The 10,836-nt window shown below is 72.6% G+C and carries 7 protein-coding genes and 1 pseudogene; 5 read left to right on the forward strand and 3 right to left on the reverse strand.

Going from position 1 to position 10,836, the window contains the following annotated elements; translation table 11 throughout:
• The first annotated feature begins 245 nt into the window (after window positions 1-245).
• On the forward strand, window positions 246-1,130 hold the full coding sequence (locus tag HUX53_RS39550; protein WP_176408385.1) for a serine hydrolase: 885 nt from the start codon (window positions 246-248) through the stop codon (window positions 1,128-1,130).
• A 127-nt stretch (window positions 1,131-1,257) separates the two neighbouring features.
• The gene (locus HUX53_RS39555; RefSeq protein ID WP_176408386.1) at window positions 1,258-3,939 is read left to right on the forward strand and encodes an AAA family ATPase; all 2,682 of its coding nucleotides are present in this window, start codon (window positions 1,258-1,260) and stop codon (window positions 3,937-3,939) included.
• Here HUX53_RS39555 and HUX53_RS39560 read toward each other — a convergent pair.
• Window positions 3,936-5,198, reverse strand: coding sequence for an amidase (locus tag HUX53_RS39560; protein WP_176408387.1), 1,263 nt, complete (start codon window positions 5,196-5,198; stop codon window positions 3,936-3,938). The genes HUX53_RS39555 and HUX53_RS39560 overlap by 4 nt on opposite strands.
• A gap of 481 nt (window positions 5,199-5,679) precedes the next feature.
• Between HUX53_RS39560 and HUX53_RS39565 the strand changes: the two genes are divergently transcribed.
• Window positions 5,680-8,064, forward strand: a complete 2,385-nt coding sequence (locus tag HUX53_RS39565) for a phosphoketolase (protein ID WP_176408388.1) — start codon at window positions 5,680-5,682, stop codon at window positions 8,062-8,064.
• Window positions 8,052-9,131 (forward strand): acetate/propionate family kinase, encoded by a 1,080-nt coding sequence (locus HUX53_RS39570; RefSeq protein ID WP_309237645.1) that lies wholly within the window; start codon window positions 8,052-8,054, stop codon window positions 9,129-9,131. The genes HUX53_RS39565 and HUX53_RS39570 overlap by 13 nt, the downstream gene beginning before the upstream one ends.
• A gap of 176 nt (window positions 9,132-9,307) precedes the next feature.
• Here HUX53_RS39570 and HUX53_RS42175 read toward each other — a convergent pair.
• Window positions 9,308-9,916 (reverse strand): annotated as a pseudogene (locus HUX53_RS42175) (urease accessory protein UreD); the annotation flags it as partial.
• Window positions 9,916-10,581 carry an urease accessory protein UreG gene (ureG, locus tag HUX53_RS39580; protein ID WP_255206058.1) on the reverse strand — a complete coding sequence of 222 codons (666 nt, stop codon included), beginning with the start codon at window positions 10,579-10,581 and terminating at the stop codon, window positions 9,916-9,918. The gene ureG and the pseudogene HUX53_RS42175, both read right to left, overlap by 1 nt.
• A gap of 25 nt (window positions 10,582-10,606) precedes the next feature.
• Between ureG and HUX53_RS39585 the strand changes: the two genes are divergently transcribed.
• On the forward strand, window positions 10,607-10,836 hold a 230-nt coding region (locus HUX53_RS39585), incomplete at its 3' end, for a hypothetical protein (RefSeq protein WP_217920441.1).

The raw sequence follows: 10,836 nt of genomic DNA on the forward strand, positions 1-10,836 counted from the left end.
GTGTAGTTGGCGCATGTTTATTTTTTGTTTTTTGCAAGAGGAGGACGGCCTACGAGCTAGGCGTCCGTCTCTTGGGCTCGGAGAGTTGTATAAGAGACAGCCGCCTCCCTGCCCCGCGAGGCCGGCATGGCTCCGCTGGACGCCGCCCCCTCCCGCCGGGTCGTCCCCCGCCCGTCCTCGGGATTCCTGGCATGAGCGAAGCGAACCGGGGGGTGTGGGGGGTCGACCCCCCACCGGAACCACGTATGAGCGACGTGGTGGAGCGGATTGAGGCGGAGTTCCGGGCGGCCGGTGTCACCGGGTTCCTGCACGTCGTCGACATGGACACCGGGCGGGAGGTCGCGATCGGCGCCGCCGAGCCGGTCGTGATCGCGTCGGTGTTCAAGGTGCCGCTGCTGGTCGCGTTCCACCGGCAGGCCGCCGATGGGCTGCTCGACCCGGCCGAGCAGGTCGTGCTGCGTCCGCAGGACCGCACCGCGGGGCCGACGGGGGTGTCCGCGCTGCTGGACGAGGTGCGCATGTCGCTGCGCGACCTCACCTGCCTGATGATCACTGTGAGCGACAACGCCGCCGCCGATGCCGTCCTCGACCGGGTCGGCCGGGACGCGGTCAACGCGGCGGCCGCCGGCCTCGGGCTGCCCGACACGGTCGTCGAGGTCAGCGGCCGCGAGCTGCACGAGTCCCTGCTCGCCGACGCCGGGGCCGCGACCTTCGCGGACGTGTGGGCGAAGCTGGACGAGCCCGGCGTCCTCGGCCGGCTGCGCGCCCTCGACCCGTCCCGCACCAGCCGCAGCACGCCCCGCGACATGACCCGGCTGCTGTCGATGATCTGGCGGGACGAGGCCGCGCCGCCGGAGCACTGCGCGGCGATGCGGCGGCTGCTCGGCCTCCAGGTGTGGCCGCACCGGCTGTCGTCCGGCTTCCCGTACGACGACGTCGTGGTCAGCGGCAAGACGGGTACTTTGCCGACCGTCCGCAATGAGGTCGGCGCGGTCGAGTATCCCGACGGTGCCCGCTACGCCGTGGCGGTCTTCACCCGGTCGCTTCTCCCCATCGCGGTGCTGCCCCGGGCGGACGCCGCCATCGGCACCGCGGCCCGGCTGGCGGTCGAATCGCTGCGTCGCTCATGAACGCCGCATACACCGAACGCGAAAACGTGTCACATCCAATAGCGCGGATCCGTGCGAGAGGTCGGCCAGCACTCCCCCGCAATACATAGGCTGTACCCCGGTTTTGACTGTTCTTGGGGAGTGTTCTTTGCGGCTGCCGGAGCATCTGGAGCTACTGCTCACCGACGAGCCGGTGCTCGACGTCTACTCGCACGGTCCGTGGCGCGTCCCGGACGGGCTGTTCGAGGAGATCTCGGCGCGGATCGACGGGCTGGCGGCCGACCCGCGGGCCGCGGAGCTGACCACCGACGAGCACAAGCTGCTGACGCTGCCGGCGTCGCTCGTCACCGCGGAGATCTTCGGCATGCTCGCGTTCCTGCCGGGCGGCGGCGCGATCAAGGCCGGGTCGCGGTCGCAGCTGCCGGAGCGGCTGCTGCACGGGCACCTGGCCAACCCGGGGCCGCTCAGCACCCGGATGACGCGCTGGGACGCGCCGGGCGGCCGGTGGCGGCCGCCGGTCGACTGGCTGATCGAGGCGCCCGACCGGGGCCTCGCCATCGAGCTGGCGCGCGACTGCCTGTCGGTGCTGGAGGGCATCGAGCCGCTGGAGGAGCGCCGCAAGGCGCTGCTGCGCCTCTACGACGACCCGCCGGACTGCGAGATCGGGCTGCCGAAGGCGGAGCTGCGCGAGCACTGGCACGCGCACGCCGGCGACGACATCGTCGCGGCGGTGCCGGAGCTGCTCGGCCCGGTCGGCTACCTGGAGTGGGTGTGCGCGGGGCTGCTCGCGTCCTACGAGCACCTGACGGACGTGGCGCCGCGCGACGAGACCGTCGAGGCCCACCTGATCCAGCTGCTGCTGCAGGGCAGCATGGAGCACGTCCCGGCGGAGCTGGCGGTCGCGCTGGGCGAGGACCGCTACGGCGAGCTGCAGCAGCGGTTCCCGGCCGAGCGCCGCGGGTTCAAGGCGGGCGCGTGGCAGGAGCGGACGCGGGCCTGGCTCGTCCGGGCGCTGGTCGCGGGCGCGGCGGACGCGTGCCGGGGCTGGCTCGACATGGCGATGCGGTTCATCGCGATCGCGCAGGGCCTGCCGGGCGACCCGTGGTTCCCGAAGGCCGAGTGGATCCCGGTCGGCCAGTTCCAGACCGACCTGCGGCGCCTCTACGCGCCGCGCCGCCGCGTCGTGAACCCGCTGACCGAGACGCTGCGGAAGGTGCCCGCGGCGGACGGGACGGCCAAGGGGCGCCCGGCCGCCCGCCCGGAGATCGCGACCGCGCTGGTCGGGCAGCCGGAGGTCGCGGCCGCGCTGGCGGAGCTGACCGAGGGCGGCGACCCCGTCCGGCTGCTGCTGGCGGGGCCGGACGGCACCGGCAAGCGCGACGCCGCGCAGGAGCTGGGCAAGGCCCTGGCGCTCGGCCGCGACCCGCACTGGGTCACCGACAACCTGTTCACCGGGCAGCGGCTGCCGGACGCCGTCGCCCGGCTGCACGCCGACGCCCGCGACTGCGCCGGCGACCGGCTGCTCGTCATCGAGGGCCTGGACGGCATCGTCACCGACCCCGGCAACGGGGAGGCCCTCGCCGCCGAGCTGCACCGGCTCCTCGCCGTCCACCCCGACCTGCACATCGTGGCGCTGTGCGACACGGGCGGGGAGGACCGGATCCGCGAGATCAACCCCGTCCTGCCGCAGCTGTTCCGGGTCGCGCGGACGCGGCCGTTCACCGAGGAGGAGCACGCCGAGCTGTTCCGCCGCGCGCTGGTCGCGCGGGGGGCGCGCGGCACCCGGCAGGCGGTCGCGGCGGCGGGTGAGCTGCTGGCCGCGACGCCGCCGATGCAGACGCTCCGCAACGCGCGGCTCGCGCCGCATCTCGCGGAGCAGGTCGTCACGGCGGTGCAGGGGCGGCTGGCGCCGGACGCCGAACTCGTCGTCCGCAAGCAGGACGTTCCCGACACGCTGGACATCTCGCGGGCCGCCGGGAACCCGCTGAAGGAGCTGCACGACCTCACCGGCCTCGACACCGTCAAGCACGAGATCGCGCTGCTCGTCGCCGGGACGCACGCGGCGCGGCTGCGCAGCGAGAACGGGCTGACGATCACCCCGCCGACCCGGCACATGGTGTTCACCGGGAACCCCGGCACCGGCAAGACGATGGTGGCGCGGCTGCTCGGCCGCATCTACAAGCGGCTGGGCGTCCTGTCGTCCGGGCACCTCGTCGAGGCGTCCCGCGCCCACCTCGTCGGCGAGTACATCGGGCAGACCGCGCCGCGCACGCGCCGGCTGGTCGAGCGGGCGCTCGGCGGCGTCCTGTTCATCGACGAGGCGTACACCCTGACGCAGTCGCCGCTGAAGGGCGACTACGGGCACGAGGCGATCGCCGAGCTGGTCAAGCTGATGGAGGACCACCGCGACGACCTGGTCGTGGTCGTCGCCGGCTACGAGCAGGAGATGGCGGAGTTCCTCGCCGCCAACCCCGGCCTCGACTCGCGGTTCCCCAAGCAGATCCACTTCCCCGACTACACCGACGACGAGCTGATCACCGTGTTCGGGCAGCTCGCCGCCGCGGACGGGTTCGAGCTGGCACCCGGCACCGACGAGCTGCTGTCGACGATGCTGCGGCGGGCGCCGCGCGGCCCGTCCTTCGGCAACGGCCGGCTGATGCGCAACATGCTGGACGTCGCCGTCGCCAACCAGGCGGACCGGGTCGCGTCCGCCGCCGTCACCGGCGGGCAGGAGCACACGCCGACGCGGCAGGAACTGATCACCATCACCGCCGACGACCTGCCCCCGCTCCTGGAGCACCCGGAGGAGTTCTTCGGCCTCTACCTCTAGGCCAGGCGTGCGGCGGCGTCGAACAGGACGTTCTCCGCGCCGCGCCGGGTGACGAGCTGCGCGCCGACGGGCAGGCCGCGGACCGTTCCGGCGAGGACGCTCAGCGCGGGCAGCCCCAGCACGTTCCACGGCGACGTGAGGCTGACCAGCAGCGCGGTCAGCGGCCCGAACTCGACCTCGGTCGCGCCGAGCTCCGGCGCGGTGATCGGCATCGTCGGCATCGCCAGGTAGTCGTAGCGGTCCAGCAGCCCGGCGATCTCCCGCGCGTACCGGTCCCGCTCGCGCAGCGCCCGGACGAGCCGCCAGCCCGGCATGCGGCCCGACTCCTCCAGCCGTCCGAGCGTCACCGGCTGGTACAGGCCGGGCGCGTCGGCGATCCGCTCGGCGTGCACGTCGTAGGCCTCGCTGAACTCGATCGCGATGAACACCTCCCGGAGCCCGGCGAAGTCGAGCGGCTCGGCGGGCGCGTCCGGGAACAGGGCCCGGACGGTGCGCACCACGTCGGGGTCGGCGGCGGGCGGCTCGATCCAGGCGACGCGGCCATGCGGCACGGTCTCGTCCGCCGGGCCGGTCAGCGCGCGGTAGGCGATCCAGCAGTCGTCGGCGGACGCGGCAAGGACGCCCACGTGGTCGAGCGACGGCGACAGCGGGAACACGCCATCAGCTGGAATCGAGCCGTGCGCGGGCTTGAACCCGGCGATCCCGCAGAAGGCGGACGGGATGCGCACCGACCCGCCCGTATCGGTTCCGAGGGCGAGCGGGACCATCCCGGCGGCGACCGCGACGGCGCTGCCGCTGCTGGAGCCGCCCGCCATCCGCGCCCGGTCGTGCGGGTTGCGGACCGGCCCGCTCGCCGACACGTCGCCGGTGGCGCCGAACGCGAACTCCTGCGTCCCGGTCTTCCCGACGATCACCGCGCCGGCGTTCCGGAGCATCGTCACGCATACGGCGTCGTCCTCGGCGACGTGCCCGTCGAAGTGCGCCGACCCCATCCCGGTCGGCAGGCCGGCGACGTCGATGATGTCCTTCACCGCGACGGGAATGCCGTGCAGCGGACCCCGGTCGATGCCGGACGCCAGCGCCTGGTCGGTCCTCTTGGCCGCGGCCTCCGCACCCTCCGCGTCCAGCGTCACGAAGGCGTTCAGGTCGGGGTCGACCGACTCCAGAACCTTCGCGACCAGCCCCTGCGCCGTCACCTCCCCGGAACGCAGCGCCTTCCCGAGGTCCGCCAGCGTCCGTCCGGTGAAGAACCCGCCCATACCGCCTCCTGCCTGATCAGCCGTCCCGAACTGACTAGCACACCGGATCCTTCGCGGGACGAGCCGGGCCGATCATGTCTTTCGGTCGTTGATCCATCGCTCTCCGTGACCGTTCGTCGCAGGCGTCCTACCGCTGACCGACCGCACGCCCCGGCCCGTGAACCTACGCGCGAGTAGGCGGCAGGCTTCGAAACGCCCAGTGGAGACGCTCCCACCGGTTCGCTGGGGGGCGAGGCGGAGCCCGCGCCGGGAACCGCCTCTGTAACCGGTCGACGTCCACCCTGTTAGCGCGGCGCCTCCGGTGCCCGGGCGCCGAGATGCCCGGCACCGGAGGCGCCGGGGCTTCGGTCCCCGGGGCCCGGGGCTTTGGGCCCTGGGCGCGCCGGCCCCCGCGTGATGGGCTCTCCCTGACGGTTGACCGCGCCGATGGCGGGGACGTGATCTCCCTGTGAGGCGGGACCGACAGCGGAGGGGACGCGCCATGGCCGAGTCCGTGATGTCCGACGACGAGGTGCGCGCGATCGACGCGTACTGGAGAGCCGCCAACTACCTGTCCGTCGGGCAGATCTACCTGCTCGCGAACCCGCTGCTGCGCGAGCCGCTCGCGCGCCGGCACATCAAGCCGCGGCTGCTCGGGCACTGGGGCACCTCACCCGGCCTGAACTTCTGCTACGCGCACCTGAACCGGGCGATCCGGGCCCGCGACCTCGACATGATCTACATCATGGGGCCGGGGCACGGCGGCCCGTCGGCGGTCGCGAACGCGTGGCTGGAGGGCACCTACAGCGAGGTGTACCCGGAGGTGTCGCGGGACGCCGAGGGGATGCGCCGGCTGTTCCGCCAGTTCTCCTTCCCCGGCGGCATCCCGTCCCATGTGGCGCCGGAGACGCCGGGTTCCATCCACGAGGGCGGCGAGCTGGGGTACTCGCTCGCGCACGCGTTCGGCGCGGCGTTCGACAACCCGGACCTGGTCGTCGCGTGCATCGTCGGGGACGGCGAGGCGGAGACCGGTCCGCTCGCGGCGAGCTGGCACTCGAACAAGTTCCTCGACCCGGTGCGGGACGGCGCCGTCCTGCCGATCCTGCACCTCAACGGCTACAAGATCGCGAACCCGACGGTGCTGGCGCGGATCCCCGAGGAGGAACTCGTCCAGCTGCTCGACGGATACGGGTACCAGCCGTTCCTCGTTGGCGGAGCCGGCGAAATCGGCAGGGTCAGCGGGGACGAGCCGGCGTCCATGCACCGGAAGATGGCCGCCGCGCTCGACCAGGCCCTCAACGAGATCGCCGGCATCCAGCGCGACGCCCGGGAGGGCCGGACGTCCGAGCGGCGCCGCTGGCCCATGATCGTCCTGCGGTCCCCGAAGGGCTGGACGGGGCCGAAGGAAGTCGACGGGCAGCCGGTCGAGAACACGTGGCGCTCCCACCAGGTGCCCCTCGCCGGCGTGTGCGACAACCCCGAGCACCTCGCGCAACTCGAAGAGTGGCTCCGCTCCTACCGTCCGGACGAACTGTTCGACGAGGACGGACGTCCCGCCGAGGCGCTGCTGTCCCTCGCCCCCGAGGGCGAGCGGCGGATGAGCGCCAACCCGCACGCCAACGGCGGCCTGCTGCTGAAACCGCTCACCCTGCCCGATTTCCGGGACTATGCCGTGTCCGTCGACAAACCGGGCACGACGCTCACCGAGCCCACCCGCACACTCGGCTCATTCCTGCGCGACGTCGTGCGGGCCAACCCGTCCAACTTCCGGATCATGGGCGCGGACGAGACGGCGTCCAACCGGCTCGGGGACGTGTTCCAGGCGACCGACCGCGTCTTCACCGGCGAGATCCTCCCGACCGACGAGCACCAGGCGCCGTCCGGGCAGGTCATGGAGGTGCTGAGCGAGCACCTGTGCCAGGGCTGGCTGGAGGGCTACCTCCTCACCGGGCGGCACGGGCTGTTCAACAGCTACGAGGCGTTCGTCCACATCGTCGACGCCATGTTCAACCAGCACGCGAAATGGCTGAAGGTGACCCGGCACCTGCCGTGGCGGCGGCCCATCGCGTCGCTGAACTACCTGCTGTCCTCCCACGTCTGGCGGCAGGACCACAACGGCTTCACCCACCAGGACCCCGGCTTCCTCGACGTCGTCATGAACAAGAAGCCGGAGCTGATCCGCGTCTACCTGCCGCCGGACGCGAACACACTGCTGTCGGTCGGCGACCACTGCCTCCGCTCCCGCGACTACGTCAACGTGATCGTCGCCGGGAAACAACCCGCGCTGAACTGGCTGCCGATGGACGCCGCGATCGCGCACTGCACCCGCGGCATAGGCATCTGGGAATGGGCATCGACCGAAGGCGGCGAGGACCCCGACGTCGTCATGGCGTGCGCGGGCGACATCCCCACCTTGGAGACACTCGCCGCCGTGGACCTGCTCCGCCGCCTCTTCCCCGAACTGCGCGTCCGGGTCGTGAACGTCGTGGACCTCATGCGGCTGCAACAGTCCAGCGAGCACCCGCACGGCCTCGCCGACCGCGACTTCGACGCTCTGTTCACCACCGACAAGCCCGTCATCTTCGCGTTCCACGGCTACCCGTACCTCATCCACCGGCTCACCTACCGCCGCACCGGCCACGCCCACCTGCACGTCCGCGGCTATAAGGAAGAAGGGACGACGACAACGCCGTTCGACATGGTCATGCTCAACGACCTGGACCGCTACCACCTGGTGATGGACGTCATCGACCGCGTCCCGTCCCTCGGCGGCCGCGTCGCCCACATCCGCCAGCGCATGGCCGACCTGCGCCTCTCCATGCGCGCCTACACCCGCGAACACGGCGAGGACGCCCCGGAGATCCGCGACTGGACGTGGCCGTACTGATGCGCGTCCTCACGGTCAACCCCGGATCGAGCAGCCTGAAGGTGAGCCTCCTCGACCCCGATGACACCGTCCTCGCCGAGGACTCCGGCGCGGGCCACGAAATGGCCGACCTGGTGGCGAACATGCCGCGCCCGGACGCGATCGGCATCCGCTTCGTCCACGGCGGCACCGACTACACCACCCCCGTCCGAATCGACAACGCGGTCACCGACCGCCTGCACGAACTAGCCGACCTGGCACCCCTCCATCAACCCGCCTCCCTGCACGCCCTCTCCGAGATCACCGAGGCGCTGCCGGGCGTCCCGGCCGTGGCCTGCTTCGACACCGCGTTCCACGCCACCCTCCCGGACGCCGCCGCGACCTACGCGCTCCCCGCCGAATGGCGCGAACGCTTCGGCCTGCGCCGCTACGGCTTCCACGGCCTCTCCTTCTCCTACGCCACCCGCCGGACGGCCGAAATGCTCGGCACGACCCCGACCCGGACGGTCATCTGCCACCTCGGCTCCGGCGCGTCCCTCTGCGCCGTCGCCGAGGGCCGCTCGATCGACACGACGATGGGATTCACGCCCCTCGAAGGGCTGGTCATGGCATCCCGGGCGGGCAGCATCGACCCCGGCATCCCGCTGTGGCTGATCAAGCACGGCCTCGACCCCGCCGACGTCAACCGGACCCTCGAACGCGACTCCGGCCTCCGCGGCCTCACCGGCACCGGCGACATGCGCCGCATCCGCGACCTGGCCGCGCAACGCGACATGACCGCCCTCGCCGCCCTCGACGTCTACCACCACCGCCTCCGCGCCTGCGCCGCCGCGATGACCGCCTCCCTAGGCGGCCTGGACGCCTTGGTCTTCACGGGCGGCGTAGGCGAACACGACTCGTCCGTCCGCATGCGCCTAGCCGAAGACCTCACCTACCTGGGCGTCTCCATCGACCCGTCCCGCAACGACTCGGTCGGCGGCGACACCGACATCACCGCCCCGGACGCTTCCGTCCGCACCCTGGTGATCGAGGCCCGCGAAGACCTGGAGATAGCCGCCGGCGTCCGCCGCGCGCTCACCCGCGGCTGAGCCCCGTCGACGACCCGATGCAGGGCCGCCAGCGCGGTGTCGAGGTCGCGGCGCAGGGACAGGGTGTCCGGCCGCATGGCGGTGATCAGGGCGGCCGGGCCGGTCAGCGCCATGAGGGCCACGTCACCGTCGAGGGGACGGCTGGGCGGCGGCCGGTCGCCCCACGCCGGGTCGGTGACCAGGATGGAGCCGATGGCGCGGTGGCCTCCGGTCACCGCCGGTCCGTCCCAGCCGGTGGCTTCGGGGCCGATGGCGAGGTGCTGGTGGTGGAGTGGGCGGCCGCCGAGGCGGACACGGAGGATCTGGTCCACGGCTCCGGGTTCCTCGCCATGGCGGCCGAGAAGGAGTTCTTCGCGGAGAAGCAGCCTCGCGCCCGGATCCAGCTCGACGTGGACGTCGGTGCGGTGGTTGCAGTCCTTGGCGGCGATGACCGGCTCGGGGAGCCAGACGAGGGTGGCATCGGCGGCCACATGAATGTCGACGCGGGTACGGGACTGCTCGCCGCGCGGGCCGGGGAGCAGCAGGGTCGACAAGACGTCCTGGAGGACGAGTGCGCTCCCCGCGCCCACGTCGACGCGCAGGGACAGGTGGTCGCCGCCGATGGGCCCGGCGGCGCCCGCGGTCAGGTGGACGTGGGCGGCGCCGGCGAGCCGCGGCGCCCAGGGTGGATAGCGCGGTGCCGCCAGCGTCGAGCGGAGTACGAGGGGCGCTTCGGAGCGGTGTGTCGAGATGCGGGTGCGCCCGTTCCCGGTGTGCTCGGTGGCCAGGTGTGCGCGGGCTCGCATCAGGTCGGGACGGCGGCGAGGCGTTCGCGGACCCAGGCGGTGACCGGTACGGCGGCCGGGTCCTCGACCAGCGACAGGAAGCACATCGGCAGGTCGCCGCGCCGGGCGTGTGCGTCCCGGTCCATCACCGACAGGTCGGCACCGACCTGGCCCGCCAGGTCGGTCTTGTTGATGACGAGCAGGTCGGCGGTGGTGACGCCGGGGCCGCCCTTGCGGGGGACCTTGTCGCCGCCGGCGACGTCGATGACGAAGATCTGGTGGTGGACGAGACCGCGGCTGAACGTGGCGGTGAGGTTGTCGCCGCCGCTCTCCACGAGCACGACGTCGAGGCCGGGCAGGCTGTTCTCCAGCGTTTCGATGGCTTCGATGTTGGCGGAGATGTCGTCGCGGATCGCGGTGTGCGGGCAGCAGCCGGTCTCGACCGCGCGGACCCGCTCGGACGGCAGCACTCCGTTGCGGAGCAGGAACTCGGCGTCCTCGCGGGTGTAGATGTCGTTGGTGACGACGGCGACGCCGAGACCGTCGCCGAGCGAGCGGCACAGGGCGGCGACGAGCGCTGTCTTGCCGGAGCCGACTGGTCCGCCGATCCCGATGCGCAGCGGGCGGCCGGGCTCGTGCGGCAGGGTCGCGGTGCCGTGCGGCGTGTTGGCGTGGTCTTGAAGCAAAGAGACGCATCTCCCAGGTGGCGTGGTGTTCGGCGGCGATGTCGAGCAGCGGTGCGCTGAGCGCCGGCAGGTCGGCGGGCGCCGTGCGGGCGTGCCCCGCGGCCGTGGCGGCGAGCCCGTCCAGGAGCGGCCCGAGCCGGGCGAGGGCGGCGTGGACGGCGTGCGGGTCCAGGCCGAGCAGCCGGACGGCGGCGGTCGCCGGGCCGGTGACCGACTCGTGCAGCGCGGCGTGCGCGGCGGCGTGCGGGTCCAGCG

Source organism: Actinomadura sp. BRA 177 (assembly GCF_013372625.1).
Lineage (GTDB): Bacteria > Actinomycetota > Actinomycetes > Streptosporangiales > Streptosporangiaceae > Spirillospora.

Coding starts and splice junctions, on each gene's coding strand:
- HUX53_RS39550 (WP_176408385.1), top strand. CDS start 246: ATGAGCGACGTGGTGGAGCGGATTGAGGCGGAGTTCCGGGCGGCCGGT.
- HUX53_RS39560 (WP_176408387.1), bottom strand. CDS start 5,198: ATGGGCGGGTTCTTCACCGGACGGACGCTGGCGGACCTCGGGAAGGCG.
- HUX53_RS39565 (WP_176408388.1), top strand. CDS start 5,680: ATGGCCGAGTCCGTGATGTCCGACGACGAGGTGCGCGCGATCGACGCG.